Source organism: Cytobacillus sp. ABV4_503, from assembly GCF_056158445.1.
In genome coordinates, this window is sequence record NZ_JBSWTH010000001.1 from 1,029,092 (window position 1) to 1,046,037 (window position 16,946).

Sequence of the window (16,946 nt, forward strand, 5' to 3'; positions counted from 1 at the left end):
GCAAAATTCATCGAATTATTAGATAGCACTGGAAAGAGGAGAGATACAAATGAGTTCTATTGCAGTTGAAACAAAAGGTCATATTGCGGTCGTAACGATTAACCGTCCTGATGCATTGAATGCATTTAATTTTGAGACTTTATCGGAGCTTCAGGAAACAGTTGAGAAACTGCGAACCAGCCCTGATGTTCGTGCAGTGATTTTTACAGGGGCTGGAGAAAAGGCATTCAGTGTTGGTGCAGATTTAAAAGAGCGCAGGACATTATCTGAAGAGCAAGTCCGCAGGAATATATATAAAATAGGTGAAGTATTCTCACTGGTTGATCAGCTCCCGCAGCCTACTATCGCTGCTATAAACGGTTTTGCCTTCGGAGGCGGGATGGAACTGGCACTATCCTGCGATTTCCGCATCGCCGTTTCAGGCACTGCCATGGGACTTACAGAAACAAGTTTAGCCATAATACCAGGTGCAGGCGGCACTCAAAGACTTCCAAGATTGATTGGCCAGGCCAAAGCCCTGGAATTAATTTTGACGGCTAAAAGGCTTACTTCTGAAGAAGCGCTTGAATACGGCATCCTTACCAAAGTGACTGAAAAAGAAAATCTCTTAAATGATTGTTTTGAATTTGCCGGACAAATGCTTAATAATGGCCCTCTTGCCCTTCAGCAGGCTAAATTTGCTGTAAAGCATGGCATGGGCGTCGATTTGCAGACTGGACTTCAGATTGAAAGGAAGGCATATGAAGTCATTATCCCAACAGAAGATAGAGTTGAAGCTCTTGCAGCCTTTGCTGAGAAAAGAAAACCAGAATTTAAAGGGAAATAAAATGAATAAGCAAGTAATGGGACACGGCAGAATTGTGCTGTGTCTTTTCTATTAAAATAATAATTTTTAGAAAATTATTAAAAAACATCTTGAATAGTAAGACTGTTAACTATATAATTTAGTGAATAAAAGCATAAAAGCATAAAAGTGATGAAGTGGAAAGATAGAGATAAAAGGGGGATCAACTAGTATGTTAGAGAGAATAAAATTATTTAAAGCAGTAGCTGCAGCAGGTCTTATGGGAACATTGCTGCTAAGCGGCTGCGGCAGTGAAAGCACAAATGGAGATGCAGGGTCTTCTGATAAAGAAAAGGAAGAATCATTTAATATAGGAGTTACGCAGATTGTCGAGCATCCTTCGTTAGATGCGGCACTGGAGGGATTTAAAAAGGCTTTAGAGGATTCTGGTATTGAAGCAAGCTATGATGTCCAGATTGCTCAGGGGGACCAGAATAATAATCAATCCATTGCCAATAATTTTGCCGGAGATGGAGTAGACCTGATCTTTGCCAACTCTACCCCAAGTGCATTAAGTGCACTTAATGCGACGAAGGATATACCAATTGTATTTACTTCAGTAACAGATCCAGTGGGTGCGCAATTAGTAAAATCAATGGATACACCTGAAGGAAATATAACTGGTACAACAGATACACATCCTGATGCGATACCCAATATGGTTAAATTTATAGATGAACAATTTGAGGCTGGAACTGTGGGTGTTATTTACAATTCTGGAGAACAAAACTCAGAGGTGCAGATTGAAAAGGTGAAGGAAGCTCTTTCAGGTACAGATATGAAATTGGCCGAAGCTACCGTATCCAATTCTTCTGAAGTGAAACAGGCTGCAGAATCACTTGTCGGAAAAGCAGATGCCATCTATATTATTACGGATAATACTGTCGTTTCTGCTTTGGAATCTGTCATTCAGGTTTCAAACGATAATGACATCCCGCTATTTGTAGGAGAGCTGGATTCTGTTAAACGCGGGGGCTTTGCTGCTTATGGATTTGACTATGAAGATATCGGATATGAAGCTGGGGAAATGGCTGCAAAAATTTTAAAAGACGGCAAGAAGCCATCCGAACTACCTGTCCAATATCCGCAGAATCTAAAGCTGGTAATCAATAAAAAGGCTGCAGAAGAAATGGGAATTGACTTAAAAGAGGAATGGAGCGAACTTGCTGAGTTTGTGGAGTAATACCAGCAATAACCACCAGCGCTTACGCTTTTCACCTCGATAACTGTCTAGCGCAAGCAGCCTACCCCTTCGAGGTCACAAGCCAATCCTCCCAAAAAAGGCAACGAACGCCTTTCCGTGAGGCTTGTCTTGTGCTTGTCGGGAGTGGGCAAGGCGCTTACGCTTTCTAATAGAAAGGGAGATTACTATGCCAACAGCGATCTTTGGTTCCATTGAGGCAGGAGCAATTTATGCCTTAATGGCATTGGGAGTTTACCTATCATTCAGAATACTGGATTTTCCCGATCTGACGGTGGATGGAAGCTTTGTAACGGGCGCATCTGTAGCAGCTGTCATGATAGTAGGGGGATACAATCCATTTTTGGCAACAATGACAGCTTTGCTTGCGGGTTTTGCAGCAGGCTGCCTTACAGGCCTTCTTCATACAAAAGGAAAAATTAATGCCCTCTTGTCCGGAATATTAATGATGATCGCATTGTACTCTATCAATCTCCGGATCATGGGCAAGTCAAATGTTCCTCTGCTGTCTGAGGAAACGGCTATCACAAAGCTTACAGCATTCTGGCAGGGGCTTGGGATTGATCAGGCTATTCAAAGCCTGTTTGGGGCATTGGGAATGAGTTTCATCCCAAAGACCTGGGGTATTCTCATTTTAATGCTAATTTTAGCCTTTGCTGTGAAAGTATTGATTGATCTTTTCTTAAAGACAGATATTGGCCTGGCCATACGCGCAACAGGCGACAATGAGACGATGATCCGCAGCTTTTCTGCTGATACAGATCTTTTGAAGATAGCTGGCTTGGGCATTTCAAATGCACTGGTTGCTTTTTCTGGAGCATTAGTGGCACAGTATAACGGATTCAGTGACGTCGGAATGGGAATCGGGATGATTATCATCGGACTTGCATCCGTGATCATTGGAGAAGCAATCTTTGGTGCAAAAACTATTGTCCGGGCAACACTCGCTGTCATCGGAGGAGCCATCTTATATCGTATTATAGTCACTCTTGCATTAAGGGTTGAATTCCTTGAAACAGGAGATATGAAGCTAATCACAGCAGTAATCGTGATTGGCGCGCTGATTCTGCCAAAGCTTATTCAGCAGCAAAAAGAAAAGCAGAGAAAGCGGCGGAGATTAGCGGAAGCGAAAAAAACTAATGCTTACGGGAAAAGTGGTGAACATCTTGCTGCAATTAAATCAGATTCATAAAGTATTTAATGAGGGAACTCCAGACGAAAAAACAGCGCTTCACAGAATCGATCTTCATTTAAAGCCAGGCGACTTCATGACGGTTATCGGCAGTAATGGAGCGGGAAAATCTACTCTTATGAATATGATTTCCGGCAAATTGATTCCTGATATAGGAGAAGTGCTGGTTGATGGCACTGATGTCACTCTTGTGAAGGAACATAAAAGATCCAGGCTGATTGGACGCGTTTTCCAGGATCCGATGGCAGGAACAGCACCCTCCATGACGATAGAGGAAAATCTGGCCATTGCTTATTCGAGAACTATGGTGCGAGGCCTTCGCAAAGGTGTTTCCAAGAAACGCCGCGACTTTTTTCAGGAAAAGCTGGAAATGCTGCATCTTGGATTGGAAAACAGGCTTTCAGCAAAAGTCGGACTGCTGTCAGGGGGAGAAAGGCAGGCATTATCCCTTTTGATGGCGACTTTCACAGAGCCTAAAATACTGCTTTTGGACGAACATACCGCTGCCTTGGACCCTGCTCGTGCAGAATTGATTACCAGCCTTACGAAAGAGATTGTGGAAACATATAAACTTACCACGTTAATGGTGACTCACAATATGCAGCAGGCACTTGACCTGGGAAATAGGCTGATCATGATGGACAAAGGCCAGATCATTTTTGAAACAAATGAAGACCAAAAGAAAGATTTGACTGTCGAAAAACTGCTTGAAGAATTCCAAAAAATCCGCGGAGAGAAAATGAGCAGCGACAAGGCTGTATTAATCTAAAAGGAGACCGGACAAAAGGCTTTTCGCTTTGTCCGGCTTGTTTGTTCTTGGAGATATTCCAGTAAAAAGCATACCGAGCGCAGCGATATGCCTACTTTTTCATGGATAATACATGACTGCCTGGTAGCGAATCAGTTCGTCTCCGATATTTTTATACGTATGCACTTTATTTGCTGAGAATTTTATTGAATTTCCGGGGCGGACAGTGATTCGCTGGTCTCCGATCTCTATTTCAAGCGTTCCGGACATGACAGTGATATATTCTTCAACACCCTCATTATGTTTATCAGATGTATGCTGACAGCCCGGTTCAATTTCGACTGTGAAGATCTCGAATTTCTTGCGGGGATCAAAAGGGAACACGGGATAAACCCTGTATCTGCCCATGCTCTCCATTATTGGAGTTAGAGTTTTCAATTCTATGAGTTGGATATCTGATGGTTCCTCATGAATAAGTGAGGAAAATGAAACCTGAAGGCCGCTCGCGATTTTCCATAGGGTGGTGACAGTCGGGTTGGATTCCCCCCGCTCAATCTGCCCCAGCATCGCCTTGCTGACCCCGGTTATTTCTGCCGTTGCATCCAGGCTGTAACCTCTTGTTTTTCGAATATTCCTCAGGTTTTCCCCAATACTTTTTTGAATATTCTCCATTATATCCTCCAAACTTATTGTGTAATATAACGCACGAATGTATAATATACTATATCAATGCATCATTCTTTAATATTAAGTCTATTATAGTATATTTTTCAGGTTTAGTATTATATTTTTTAAGGCGGTGAGCATTATGGCAGAACTTGCAGTCGGCAAGCCTTCCGGAGAGTATAGGAAAGGGGTGCAGTCGGGAATCAGCATCGCGATAGGATATGCACCAATCGCTTTAACATTTGGGCTGCTCGCCAAAACAACTGGTCTTTCAATTGGTGAAACAGCTTTAATGAGTTTGCTCGTATTTGCGGGGGCAGCACAGTACATATCCCTGAGCCTTCTTTCATTGGGAACGGGTATATTTGAAATTGTTTTGACAACATTTATTGTGAATATCAGGCACTTCTTAATGTCAACCTCTCTTAACGAAAAGTGGGATGATGAACAGGATGCTAACAAGGTAATTTTGTCTTTTGGGATTACGGACGAAACTTTCTCAGTTGCAGCAGTACGTGAAGATAAGGTAACAAGCGGTTATATGCTTGGGCTTATTTCGGTTTCCTATGCAAGCTGGGTCATTTGCTCTGGGCTTGGGCACCTAATTGGTGCGAGCCTTCCGCAAACCTTGCAGGAAAGCATGTCTGTTGCACTTTATGCCATGTTTGTCGGCCTTCTTGTTCCGTCTATGAAAAAGAGTGCAAAAGTTGTATTTCTTGCGGCGCTGGCAGCATGTTTTAACATGATTTTTACTTTGACTAATATGTTATCGACAGGATGGGCAATTGTACTGGCCACGCTTTTATCGGCTGTAATAGTAGAATGGATTGAAAGTATAAAAAACAGGCAAAGGGGTCAGGGGCATGAGTAGCCAAGTCGTGTGGATGATTATTGGAATGGCAGCAGTTACTTATATCCCAAGGCTTCTGCCTTTTGTGCTTTTTAAGGGGAAGGAGCTTCCCGGGTTTGTTCAGGGGATATTAAAGAATGTGCCGTATGCGACTTTAGGGGCACTCATTTTTCCAGGCATTCTGTTTATAAATGAAGATCTTTGGTTTGGGCTGCTCGGGGCAGCTGCTGCCTTTCTAGCTGCCTTTTTAGGTGCAAATGTGATTGTTGTCGTATTAGGATCAATTGCTGTGTTATCTGTATATTCTTTCTTATTTTAGAAAAGATTATTATTGATGTTCTTTAGCCGGTTCCTTCGAGAACCGGCTTTTTCAATAGAACTGCTGGAATAGGCTATTATCTTTTAAGTAATGATTGTCCCATCAAAATAGTTCTAATTACAGATTTTTATACTAAACTAAATATAGAAAGGTTGTACCATAAGGGGGGATCAGATGGCGCGGAAATTAGGCTTTTACGGGGCGCTCGCCTTTTTTGTATACGGTTTATTTTTTTATTGGTATTTATTCTATTTTGCTGACAGCAGTCTGCCGTTTGAGTATGAAGGCTCACGTGCAGATCCGGCAACTTTCCTGAACGGCAGGGAACTGATGCTCAGTGAGGAATATTCTAAAATAAGAAACCTGCTGTTTTTTATTTCTACACCTTTTGAATGGATTTTCTATTTATTCATTCTTTTATTTGGATTATCGAAGGCTTTTAAGAAGTGGGCTGAGCAGACTGCGCCTTATAAATTTCTGCAAACGGCGATATATTTAATTTGGCTTTCTTTTTTCGCGTTTATGGCCACAATGCCATTAAGCTATATCAGCTTTTCACTTTCAAAAACGTATAATATCTCAACTCAGAGCTTTAGCGGGTGGATGAAGGATGAGCTCATAGATTTTTGGGTTAATTATGGAATGATGGTTCTTATTGTGTCTGTACTGTACTGGCTGATTAATAAGAGCAGGAAAAGATGGTGGCTTTATGCCTGGCTTTTGTCTGTTCCATTTACCTTATTTATGATGTTCCTGCAGCCGGTTGTCATTGACCCTCTTTATAATGATTTCTATCCTTTGAAAAACAAGGAACTTGAAACAAAAATTCTTGATTTGGCCAGCCAGGCTAAAATACCGGCGGAACATGTCTTTGAAGTCGATATGGCAGAGAAAACAAATGCGCTGAATGCATATGTGACAGGCATCGGATCAAATTCAAGAATTGTTCTATGGGATACAACACTGAATAAATTAACTGATGATCAGATCCTGTTTATAATGGCACATGAAATGGCCCACTACGTGGAAAAGCATATATACATCGGAATTGGCGGTTACTTGCTGCTTTCCCTGCTGGGGCTTTATATGACAGCCAAATTAATGGAGAAAGCAGTCGATAAATGGGGAAGGGCGCTAAAAATTCCTGCGGTAAATGATATTCGGTCCCTGCCGCTGTTTTTGATGATTCTTTCGATGCTGCTCTTTATTTCAAGCCCCCTATCCAATCTTGTTTCACGGTATCAGGAAACAAGGGCAGACCATTATGCCATCGAAATGACGAAGGATTCAAAAGCAGCAATAGGAACATTTCAGGAACTGACACGTGCGGGTCTAAGCCAGGTTAATCCGCCGCTTCTCGTAAAAATATTCCGGTATGGACATCCAACCATGCTTGAGCGTATTTCCATGCTTGAAGAATATGAAATGGAACAGAGGCAAAAAGAACGGGAGCAGGCGGCAGACTGATTTGACAATAACATGAGAAAAAGCAGGCCATGTGGCTTGCTTTTTTACGTTTCATTCTTATAAATATGTATGCTGCCTTCAATATCAGTCTGAATTTCATTATAAAAATAAATGCCTGCATCATCATCAATTCCATAACCAGTCGTGACATTGGCTTTCCAAACTGCCCTCTTTAAATTTTCCCCTTCATTCCATTTAGTGAAATGGACACTTATGACACAATCCCTGATTAACCCGATTCCCTTCAGAAAGAGATGCTGTTCTCTAGGCGTATCAATAGGGGGAATTATGCAATGCTCCGGGATGATTAGGGCACCTGCAGAAAAACCTGCTACAGGAATACCGTTCATGTACATTTTGCCAATGTGTTCTCCCACTTCAGTATCCACAATAAAACTTCTGTATTTTTCCGTTTCACCGCCTCCAATGATGATGCCGGAACAGGACGCCAATTCTTGAAGAAAAGATTCTGAAGGTGCAGGGGAAAGCGGCAGATAACAGAAATTCCTGGCCCCATTTTGAATTAAGCCAGCAGTATACTTATTAATATAGCCTTCCCAGCCTTCCCTTTCCAAAAAGAGTATAGCTATTTTGCCAGCCGCTCCGGAAGCCAGTTCTGCAAACTTTTTTCCAAGCCTTTGCCCGAATGGAGGGCTTCCGCCCATTAAAAATAAATGCCTGCTGTCCATTAATTTTCTCCTGCCTTATTAAAATAAAATACCCCGCTGATTGGCGGGGGCAAACTGTTTTTCTAAGTGCCAAAACGTTTGGAAAGTTCTTTGTACTGCTTTGATAAATTCATAAATGACGGTTTATTTCCTTCATCAATTGCTGCGTTTATTTTATTCATCAGCTTTTCTTTCTCAGTATTCAGCAGAATTTCGGAAATTAGCATATCAATATAAAGGTCAAGAACAAAAGAATCCTTATGGTTTTTCCGCTTCATCGCACTGGTTTTCATTAATTCGGTGTATGATTTTTCCTTCATGGAAATCACCCCTGAGCTTTTTAATATTATATGGAATTGCCGCTGAATATTCAACTAAGTTTTTTAAATTTTTAGAAAATATTTTCGGAATGTCTAAATTGTGAACAATTTAGAAACTATTGAATAAATTAGTAATTTTTAGATAAATTGGTGTTAATATGGAAAAGTGAGAGCGAAATAAAAAAGGAGATGAAAACATAATGAACCATAATACCCAAATGATCGAAGAGTATGAAGTCAATCCAAATACAATGATTATCAAACCCCTCTCTTATGGGCTAAAAGTTTATTCGCAAATCTGGGAGCTTGATGATGAGGTAACTTCCCCTTTTAAGCCGGTCGATATAATAAAAAGCAGCTGCAGATATTTTGGATCAAGCTATGAAGGCAGAAAAGAGGGTACACGCCAATTAACCGGCATTACCCATAAAGCTCCGATAACGATCGACCCCACAAATTTCATTTATTTTTTCCCGACGGCCTCTCCTAACAATCTTGAATGCATCTGGATTGCATTGGATCACATCAATTATTTCAAGCGAGCGGAAAACGCACATACTCAAGTGGTTTTTAAGAATAAGCAAAGCTTCATCATTCCTGTATCTTATACTACTCTTAATAATCAGGTGCTCAGAACAGCTTTACTAAAAACAACATTGATAAGAAGGATAGAAGATTCAGAGAGAAAAGCACTGTACTTTGTGAATGGTTCCAAAATAATGAATGCTTCGGAGAGAACTGGAGCCTACCAATAGAGAAGGGAAAGGATAACTAAGAAGCATGCGGAATTTCATGCTTCTGTTTTCCGTGTGTGTATTACCTTATTAGCTGCAGGCTTTTCTTATTACAAATATTAATTTGCCTTCAGATTTTTTCCTGGACCATGCCTAGGTTTTTTAATAAGATAATAGGTCATCAGCTCCTGGACTTTATTTCGGATGCGGGGGTTAAAGTAATTATGGTGCTCCTCATATCCTTTGTAAAGGAACATGAACATAGTAAATGCCTCATCTCTCTTTATTTCCTGTACCTTTAGCTGGTGTTTATTCATATAGCGTTTTACCTCAGAGAGTTCACTTTGAATGACCTTCATTGTTTCTTCAACCAAATCAATATAAGGCTGTTTTAGTTTAAATGGGCTTTTATTAATGACGATGGAGTCCCGATTTAGAATGGTTAGCACCATTGGCAAATATATAGCCTGCTCCATGATATTACGGTCTTCCTCAGGAATTCTGGTCATATTTTTTCTGCTCCCTTAATCAATAGTATCCTGTTAGTGACACAGAACAAGTGTTCTTATTTAATTTTACAAAGGAATGTTTTTTCTTGCAAGAGCCTATATTTGTCGAAACGCTGTTATTCTTCATCATTTCCAATAATTAAAAAAAATTTCAGCCAGCAGCTTATTGAGAAGGGATTTTATTTCTGATGTCGAAATAAATAGAACAGCACAGTTAGGAAGGATGGAGTAAATGACGCAAAAAAGAACAATTAAACCGGAAGATCTTTATCGGTTAAAATCTGTAGCTGATCCGCAGCTATCCTTGAATGGAAATGACTTAGCTTTTGTTGAGACCGGAATGCTTGATGCGGAAAATACATATAGTTCAAATATTTTTTACTTAAATACCATTGAAAGTAATATCCCGGTTCAGTGGACTTACGGCAAGCACCGTAATCATTCACCCCGCTGGTCTCCAGACGGGGAGTCAATCGCATTTGTATCCGACAGGGACGGAAAATCACAAATTTATGTGATGAGCAAAGCAGGCGGAGAAGCCAGGCAGCTGACACACTGTGCAAATGGCGTTTCAAATCCTGTTTGGTCACCGGATGGGAAGAAAATTGGTTTCAATCTTTCAATAAAACCTGGTGAAGATGCAGAAACAAAGGAAAATCAGGAAAAAAAGGCAGACAAGCCCGTTCCGCTTGAAATTGAAAAAATGAAGCACAAATCAGACGCCCAGGGTTTTTGGAGCGGAAGGTACAGCCAGGTTGCATTAATAGATATTGAAACTGGGGGGATGGAGCAGCTGACATCCGGGGAACATGACTACCAGCTGCAGAACTGGTCACCTGATGGAAAATGGATTGCTGTTACAGCAGATTTAAGTGAAGACAAAGATTTCTCTTTTCTAAGCGATGTCTATATTATCCATCTTGAAACAAAAGACATGAAAAGGATTACAAATGGAAAAGGTTATTTTGGAAGCGCCACATGGTCGCCGGATGGAAAATACATAGGAATGTTCGGGCATGAAAGGGAATACGAAAATGCTACGCATACTAAGGTCTGGGTGTATAATCTCGAATTGGGCAATCTGCAGTGCCTGACTGCAGAATCAGATATATTGGCTGGTGATTATGCCATCGGAGATTTCCAGCAGGGTGCAGTTACACCGGGAATTCTTTGGGCAAAGGACAGCAGCAGCTTTTATTTCCTGGCAACTGATCATGGCAATACAGTTGTTTATTATGGCACTTTAGATGGGGAATTATATCCTGCGCTGCTGGATCAGCAGCATGTATATGGATTGACAACAGGAGGAAGCATCAATAAAGCTGTTGTGGCCATTAGCAAGCCTTCATATCCAGGAGATTTATTTTTGCTTGATGTCCCATCAGGGGAATTAAAGCAGCTGACAAAAGTGAATGAAGAGTTCCTGAACGAAGTTGAGCTGGCAGATGCGGAGCCAATTCAGTTTAAATCTTCGGATAATTGGGACCTGCATGGCTGGATCATGAAACCAGCCTATCTGAAAGAAGGAGAAAAAGCACCGCTTGTGCTCGAAATCCATGGCGGCCCTCATGCCATGTATGCCAATTCATATTTCCACGAATTCCAATGTCTTGCAGCAAAAGGCTATGCGGTCTTATTTATCAATCCACGGGGAAGCCATGGATATGGACAGCATTTTGTAGACGCTGTAAGAGGAGATTATGGGGGCAAGGATTATGAGGATATTATGGATGCAGTCGATTATGCTCTGGAAAACTTCGATTTTATCGATAAAGACCGGCTTGGCGTAACGGGTGGAAGCTATGGCGGGTTTATGACCAACTGGATTATTGGACACACCAGCCGCTTCAAGGCTGCAGTCACACAGCGATCCATCTCCAACTGGATCAGTTTCTATGGAGTAAGTGATATCGGCTACTATTTTACTGATTGGCAGATCAAGAGTGATTTGAATGATATAGAAAAGCTTTGGAAACATTCGCCGCTTGCTAATGTGAATGATATGAATACACCGCTGCTGATTCTGCACAGCGAAAAAGATTATCGCTGTCCAATTGAGCAGGCAGAGCAATTATTCATAGCCTTAAAGCATCGGAAGAAAACAGCAAAATTTGTGCGGTTCCCTGAAGCCAACCATGAGCTTTCCAGAAGCGGAAAACCGAATTTAAGAATCAGCCGCCTGAATTACATTGCCGGCTGGTTTGATGAATATCTATAAAAAAGTTGCCGCAGGCCTCCGGGTTTGCGGTTTTTTGATTAAAGCTGTAAAGTAACATCAAAATAACCCGATATATCAATGAAATCAGTTTTCATATAGCGTAAAGAAACTGTTTAAAATAAATTGCAAAGAATCCAATTCATCTGCAGAATATAAGGGTATACAGGATATACCAGCAGTGATATCGAAACTTTTTTATGGAAACTGCAGTCGAATATAGGTGAAGGTATTTCCATACCCGCGGCCGAAATATAATTTAACTGCAAAGAAAGGACTTATTCTAATGAGATCAGATAGATATGAAAAGAAGAAAAAGAAAAAAAAATGGAAGTCCGTTCTCCTGGTTTTGTTTCTTATGATTGCAGGAACCCTTGGCTATTCGTATTTTCAGTTCAAGCAAGGTGTTTCCCAGACGGAGGGAGAGGCAAATATACAGACAGAAGAGTTTGAATTTAACGGTGAAAAAGATAAATATGGAGGAACGAATATCCTGATTCTTGGAAGTGACGCAAGGGGAAAAGAGAAATCACGGGCAGATACCATCATGGTTGCCCAATACCATCCTGAAAAGGGAACATATAAGCTTATTTCTTTTATGAGAGATATGTACGTGGATATACCGGGCCATGGACAAAACAGAATAAATTCAGCACTTGCTTATGGTGGTCCTGAGTTATTAAGGCAGACGCTTAAGGAAAACTTTGATATTGATATAAAATATTACTCTATTGTTGACTTTGAAGGCTTTGTTCATTTAATAGATGAAGCTTTTCCAAGAGGGGTAGAAATTGATGTGGAAAAAAGAATGTCTGCCAATATCGGTGTTACTCTGGAACCGGGTCTGCAGCGGCTTGATGGTGAGCATCTCCTCGGGTATGTCAGGTTCAGGCAGGATGCGGTAGGTGATTTTGGAAGGGTTGAGCGCCAGCAGAAAGTAATGAAAGAAGTAGCAAGCCAGTTTACAAGCCTTCAGACCATTACAAAGCTTCCAAAACTCATCGGGGTGGTAACTCCTTTTGTTAATACCAATATGAATACCGGCGATATTCTGTATATTGGGAAAGATTTCTTATCTAAGGATAACAGGGATGTAGAGACTCTTCGTGTTCCTGTTGATGGAACATTTGAAAATCAGAGAATTAATGGTGCTGCTGTTTTAGGCATAGATAAAGAGGCGAACAAAGCGGCAATCCATGAGTTTCTCTCGAAATAAAAAGTTAGAAACACAGTTTTTGGCGGATTAGGTGTACAATAAAAGGGGAAGTGGTAAAACTAGGAGAAGCTTCCCTTTAATGATAATCGAACGATAGGACTTTGCTGCATATTGGACAAGGAGATACTAAATGGATTTTGAACTGTTCAAAGATTGGTTTACATTAGATCATATAATGGATTTAATTCGGGAATATCGATCATTTGGGCCGCTTCCCGGTATTCTGCTTCCAATGCTAGAAGCATTTTTGCCTTTTCTGCCCCTGGTGTTATTTGTTATGGCAAATGCGAGTGCATTTGGTCTCTGGCTGGGTTTTTTATACTCCTGGCTCGGCGCGGTCGCAGGAGCGCTGCTCGTTTTCCTGCTGGTCAGGAAATATGGCCAGAAACGAATACTCCGTTTTTTGAAAAAGCATAAGCAGGTACAGAGGCTTATGAAATGGGTGGAAAAGCATGGGTTTGGGCCATTGTTCATCCTGCTCTGTTTTCCGTTTACTCCATCGGCAGTCGTAAATATTGTCGCAGGGCTTTCGAATATCAGCATTGCTCAATATATGCTTGCAGTCCTGAGTGGCAAAATAGTGATGATTTTTACAATAAGCTTTGTCGGATATGATATCAAATCATTAATAACACAGCCAATTCGGACAGCCATTGTGGCATTGGTCATTTTCATTCTTTGGTATGTCGGCAAAATCATTGAAATAAAGATGAATATGAGCGTAGAAAAAGACCGCGGGAATAAAAAGTATTGAATGCAGTACTGGGAGAGATGGAGTGTGAAAGAAGGCTTGAGAAAAGAAGGAGCGGAATGGCTGAAGGCTTTTGCAATTGGCATCATTATCTTTGCTTTTATACGGACTTTTTTCTTCTCCAATTATGTTGTGGAAGGTGAATCCATGATGCCCACCCTTCAGGATGGCAATAAGCTGATTGTCAATAAAATCGGCTATCAGGTCAGTGATTTAGAGCGCTTTGACGTAATTGTTTTTCATCATAATGATGAAGAGGATTTTGTAAAAAGAATAATAGGGATGCCAGGGGATGAAATTGAATACCGCGATGATGAATTATTTGTAAATGGCAAAAAAGTGAATGAACCTTACCTGGAGAAATACCGGAAAGAAACAGCAGGGGGTAAACTGACAGGTGACTTTACACTGCTGGAAATGACTGGCACCGAAACGGTTCCGGAGGGAAAACTATTTGTTATGGGAGATAATCGCCTTGGAAGCTGGGACAGCCGGCATTTTGGATTTATTTCAGCCGGCCAGGTTGTAGGGAAGGTAAACCTGCGCTATTGGCCGCTTGATGAAATGGATGCGTCATTCTAAACAAACTTATTTTGCGAAAAAGGGACTCGATAATATCAATTATTCGAGTCCCTTTTACTGTCTGGCACAAGAGCTATTCTAATTGCAGGCAAGACATCTCAGATTACATGCAAATTAGGATTATTCCTATATTCAGGTTCACAGTTTACACATACGTCTTCATCATAGTCAGTCATATTGACATCTTCACGATTGTATTCAATTCCGCAAAGGGAGCAGGCAACCATTGTTTCTTCTTCTATTTCCTCTGGGGGAATTGGGATAGCGTCATTAATAGTAATGGGCTCTACGGTAATTCCGCGTGTATTGACCATTTCGGCATTTAAATATTCCTTTGCGGATTCTTCAACTTCCCAAAATCCCAAATCCCATAACAGCTCCTGGGCGTCTCCGTTTTGAGCCATCAAGCCATAAACAACTTTCATGATAAATTCTCCTTTCAACTTGCTGTCTTTTGTTTTATATTTCTTAGCCTCTTTTTGCAGCGCATAAACCGATTCAAAAAATTACCATCAGTTCCCTTGGAAGACTGGGATCGTTTTTTAAACAATGAGAATATATTGCTGGGCACAGGAAATACTGCAGGCTTTGTCGAATAATAGCTTGTGTACACGTCAAAGGATCCGTTTCAGTATCCGATGTCGGAATATTTAAATATATCAGGAGGTGCAATTGATGAGGCTGAAGGATAAAGTAGCCATTATTACTGGTGCGGCTAATGGAATTGGTCTGGCTGCGGCCGAAAAGTTGGCAGGTGAAGGAGCGGTGGTAGCCATGGCTGATTATGATGCAGACACGGGAATTACCAGGGCTCAGGAGCTCAAGGGAAAAGGTCTTCAGGTTGAGTTTTTTCAGGTGAATGTCGCGGACAGGCAAAGCATAGACAATATGGCGGAAGCTGTAAAAAGGGCATTTGGAAAAATTGACATCCTGATCAATAATGCAGGAATAACAAGGGACGGGATGCTGGCAAAGCTATCTGCAGACGATTTTCAGGCCGTTATGGACGTGAATCTGGCAGGTGTCTTCCATTGTACACAAGCAGTGCTTCCATTCATGCTCGAACAGGGAAGCGGAAGAATTATCAATACGTCCTCTGTTTCGGGAGTCTATGGGAATGTCGGACAGACAAACTATGCGGCAGCCAAAGCGGGTGTAGTGGGAATGACCAGAACATGGGCAAAAGAACTCGGAAGAAAAGGAATCAACGTAAATGCCGTTGCCCCAGGATTTATTTCAACCAGTATGACAGCAAAAGTACCGGAAAAGGTAATAGGACAAATGCAGGGGATGGTTCCGCTGGGCAGACTTGGAAAACCGGAAGATATTGCGAATGCATACCTGTTTCTGGCTTCCGATGAATCGGATTATGTGAATGGCACAGTTCTTCATGTAGATGGCGGCATCATGATGTAATGACCTGACTTCGAGCGCCTGCTCGATAAGAAGATAAAATGAGGTGGAAAAGATGAGAAATGTTGTAATAACATCAGCAGTCAGAACACCGGTTGGAACGTTTGGCGGAGCGTTTAAGGATCTTCTGCCGACAGATTTGATTGTGCCTGTATTAAAAGAAGCTGCCGGGAGAAGCGGCCTGCAGAGCAATGAGGTGGATGAAGTAATTTTGGGACACTGCATTCAGCGTACAGATGAACCGAATACAGCAAGAACAGCAGCTTTGCTTGCAGGCTTTGATGATACAACAACAGGGTTTACAGTCCAGAGGCAGTGTGCATCCGGTATGCAGGCAATTATGTCTGCAGCGCTTGCAGATTCAGTCAGGGATGTCAGATATCGTGATTGCTGGAGGAGTGGAAGCCATGAGCTCCAGCCCTTATCTATTAAAACAGCATCGCTGGGGCGCCCGCATGCAGCATGGGCAGGTAACCGACACCGTGTGGGAAATTCTCGAAGATCCAATCCATCATATTATGATGGGGGAAACGGCAGAAAACCTGGCAGAAATTCATGCCATTACAAGAGAAGAGCAAGATGAAGCGGCCTTGCTTAGCCACAAGAGAGCCTTGCACGCGATTGAAAGCGGTTACTTTGATTCGCAGATCGTTCCAATTACTGTGAAAAGCAGGAAAGGGGAAGTAACCGTTAGAAAAGATGAGAACCCGCGTGCAGATTTAACAGCCGAAAAGCTGCGAAACTTGAAGCCTGTCTTTAGAAAGGGCGGCTCCGTTACAGCCGGAAATGCATCAAGCCTGAATGACGGCGGAGCAGCCCTTGTCCTGATGCCGGAAGAACTGGCTCTGGAAAAGGGACTAAAGCCTCTGGCAAGGATTGCTGGCTTCTCCGTGGCAGGAGTAGACCCAAAAGTAATGGGAATAGGGCCAGTGCCGGCAGTCAAAAAAGGTCTTGCTAATGTCAGCTGGTCACTTGAGGATGCAGACTTGATTGAGATCAATGAGGCTTTTGCAGCCCAATATTTGGCGGTGGAGAAAGAGTTAGGCTTAAACCGGGACAAAGTAAATGTAAATGGAAGCGGAATCAGCCTGGGACACCCTATTGGATGTACTGGTGCACGCCTTGTTGTGAGTCTTGTTCATGAATTAAAGAGAAGAGGCGGCCATAAAGGAATAGCTTCTCTATGTGTCGGAGGCGGGATGGGAGCCACAGTATTTGTCGAAACGTACGAATAAAGAGTTCCTTCGGGAG

General features: G+C 41.8%; 18 protein-coding genes and 1 pseudogene. 14 read left to right on the forward strand and 5 right to left on the reverse strand.

Going from position 1 to position 16,946, the window contains the following annotated elements:
* Window positions 1-49 precede the first annotated feature (49 nt).
* The 4 genes from ACXAD1_RS05315 (at window position 50) to ACXAD1_RS05330 (ending at window position 4,006) form a co-directional block, all read left to right on the forward strand.
* Window positions 50-826 (forward strand): enoyl-CoA hydratase-related protein, encoded by a 777-nt coding sequence (locus tag ACXAD1_RS05315; protein ID WP_206835113.1) that lies wholly within the window; start codon window positions 50-52, stop codon window positions 824-826.
* Between the two features lie 190 nt (window positions 827-1,016).
* The gene (locus ACXAD1_RS05320; protein WP_206835115.1) at window positions 1,017-2,027 is read left to right on the forward strand and encodes an ABC transporter substrate-binding protein; all 1,011 of its coding nucleotides are present in this window, start codon (window positions 1,017-1,019) and stop codon (window positions 2,025-2,027) included.
* 187 nt (window positions 2,028-2,214) lie between these two features.
* Window positions 2,215-3,237 carry an ABC transporter permease gene (locus ACXAD1_RS05325; RefSeq protein ID WP_206835118.1) on the forward strand — a complete coding sequence of 341 codons (1,023 nt, stop codon included), beginning with the start codon at window positions 2,215-2,217 and terminating at the stop codon, window positions 3,235-3,237.
* The gene (locus tag ACXAD1_RS05330; RefSeq protein WP_206835120.1) at window positions 3,212-4,006 is read left to right on the forward strand and encodes an ABC transporter ATP-binding protein; all 795 of its coding nucleotides are present in this window, start codon (window positions 3,212-3,214) and stop codon (window positions 4,004-4,006) included. Before ACXAD1_RS05325 ends, ACXAD1_RS05330 begins: the two co-directional genes overlap by 26 nt.
* A gap of 99 nt (window positions 4,007-4,105) precedes the next feature.
* Here the strand turns inward: ACXAD1_RS05330 and ACXAD1_RS05335 are convergent, their stop codons facing one another.
* Window positions 4,106-4,657 carry a helix-turn-helix domain-containing protein gene (locus tag ACXAD1_RS05335; protein WP_206835123.1) on the reverse strand — a complete coding sequence of 184 codons (552 nt, stop codon included), beginning with the start codon at window positions 4,655-4,657 and terminating at the stop codon, window positions 4,106-4,108.
* Window positions 4,658-4,793: 136 nt separating this feature from the next.
* Here ACXAD1_RS05335 and ACXAD1_RS05340 point away from each other — a divergent pair, with 136 nt between their 5' ends.
* The 3 genes from ACXAD1_RS05340 (at window position 4,794) to ACXAD1_RS05350 (ending at window position 7,287) form a co-directional block, all read left to right on the forward strand.
* A complete protein-coding gene (locus ACXAD1_RS05340) occupies window positions 4,794-5,522 on the forward strand; it encodes an AzlC family ABC transporter permease (RefSeq protein WP_206835126.1) in 729 nt (242 codons plus the stop codon).
* Window positions 5,515-5,820, forward strand: coding sequence for an AzlD domain-containing protein (locus tag ACXAD1_RS05345; protein WP_206835129.1), 306 nt, complete (start codon window positions 5,515-5,517; stop codon window positions 5,818-5,820). Before ACXAD1_RS05340 ends, ACXAD1_RS05345 begins: the two co-directional genes overlap by 8 nt.
* Before the next feature lie 174 nt (window positions 5,821-5,994).
* Window positions 5,995-7,287 carry a M48 family metallopeptidase gene (locus ACXAD1_RS05350; RefSeq protein WP_206835130.1) on the forward strand — a complete coding sequence of 431 codons (1,293 nt, stop codon included), beginning with the start codon at window positions 5,995-5,997 and terminating at the stop codon, window positions 7,285-7,287.
* Between the two features lie 44 nt (window positions 7,288-7,331).
* Here ACXAD1_RS05350 and ACXAD1_RS05355 read toward each other — a convergent pair whose 3' ends face one another.
* On the reverse strand, window positions 7,332-7,976 hold the full coding sequence (locus ACXAD1_RS05355; protein WP_474909611.1) for a Type 1 glutamine amidotransferase-like domain-containing protein: 645 nt from the start codon (window positions 7,974-7,976) through the stop codon (window positions 7,332-7,334).
* Window positions 7,977-8,038: 62 nt separating this feature from the next.
* Window positions 8,039-8,275, reverse strand: coding sequence for an IDEAL domain-containing protein (locus ACXAD1_RS05360; protein WP_206835134.1), 237 nt, complete (start codon window positions 8,273-8,275; stop codon window positions 8,039-8,041).
* A 200-nt stretch (window positions 8,276-8,475) separates the two neighbouring features.
* Between ACXAD1_RS05360 and ACXAD1_RS05365 the strand changes: the two genes are divergently transcribed.
* Window positions 8,476-9,030 (forward strand): competence protein ComK, encoded by a 555-nt coding sequence (locus ACXAD1_RS05365; protein ID WP_206835136.1) that lies wholly within the window; start codon window positions 8,476-8,478, stop codon window positions 9,028-9,030.
* 98 nt (window positions 9,031-9,128) lie between these two features.
* On the opposite strand, the gene ACXAD1_RS05370 is transcribed toward ACXAD1_RS05365, so the two are convergent.
* Window positions 9,129-9,518 (reverse strand): YhjD family protein, encoded by a 390-nt coding sequence (locus ACXAD1_RS05370; RefSeq protein ID WP_206835137.1) that lies wholly within the window; start codon window positions 9,516-9,518, stop codon window positions 9,129-9,131.
* A 232-nt stretch (window positions 9,519-9,750) separates the two neighbouring features.
* Between ACXAD1_RS05370 and ACXAD1_RS05375 the strand changes: the two genes are divergently transcribed.
* From ACXAD1_RS05375 to lepB, 4 genes are all read left to right on the forward strand, one after another.
* Window positions 9,751-11,736: a S9 family peptidase gene (locus ACXAD1_RS05375; protein ID WP_206835139.1), complete on the forward strand. Its 1,986-nt coding sequence runs from the start codon at window positions 9,751-9,753 to the stop codon at window positions 11,734-11,736.
* 283 nt (window positions 11,737-12,019) lie between these two features.
* Window positions 12,020-12,949, forward strand: a complete 930-nt coding sequence (locus ACXAD1_RS05380; RefSeq protein WP_211202415.1) for an LCP family protein — start codon at window positions 12,020-12,022, stop codon at window positions 12,947-12,949.
* A 130-nt stretch (window positions 12,950-13,079) separates the two neighbouring features.
* Window positions 13,080-13,703 carry a TVP38/TMEM64 family protein gene (locus tag ACXAD1_RS05385; RefSeq protein WP_206835143.1) on the forward strand — a complete coding sequence of 208 codons (624 nt, stop codon included), beginning with the start codon at window positions 13,080-13,082 and terminating at the stop codon, window positions 13,701-13,703.
* Between the two features lie 24 nt (window positions 13,704-13,727).
* The gene (gene lepB / locus ACXAD1_RS05390) at window positions 13,728-14,282 is read left to right on the forward strand and encodes a signal peptidase I (RefSeq protein WP_206835147.1); all 555 of its coding nucleotides are present in this window, start codon (window positions 13,728-13,730) and stop codon (window positions 14,280-14,282) included.
* A gap of 98 nt (window positions 14,283-14,380) precedes the next feature.
* On the opposite strand, the gene ACXAD1_RS05395 is transcribed toward lepB, so the two are convergent.
* On the reverse strand, window positions 14,381-14,707 hold the full coding sequence (locus ACXAD1_RS05395; RefSeq protein ID WP_206835150.1) for a hypothetical protein: 327 nt from the start codon (window positions 14,705-14,707) through the stop codon (window positions 14,381-14,383).
* A gap of 250 nt (window positions 14,708-14,957) precedes the next feature.
* Here ACXAD1_RS05395 and fabG point away from each other — a divergent pair, with 250 nt between their 5' ends.
* Window positions 14,958-15,698, forward strand: coding sequence for a 3-oxoacyl-ACP reductase FabG (fabG, locus tag ACXAD1_RS05400; protein ID WP_206835152.1), 741 nt, complete (start codon window positions 14,958-14,960; stop codon window positions 15,696-15,698).
* 52 nt (window positions 15,699-15,750) lie between these two features.
* A pseudogene (locus ACXAD1_RS05405) lies at window positions 15,751-16,930 on the forward strand (thiolase family protein).
* Window positions 16,931-16,946 lie beyond the last annotated feature (16 nt).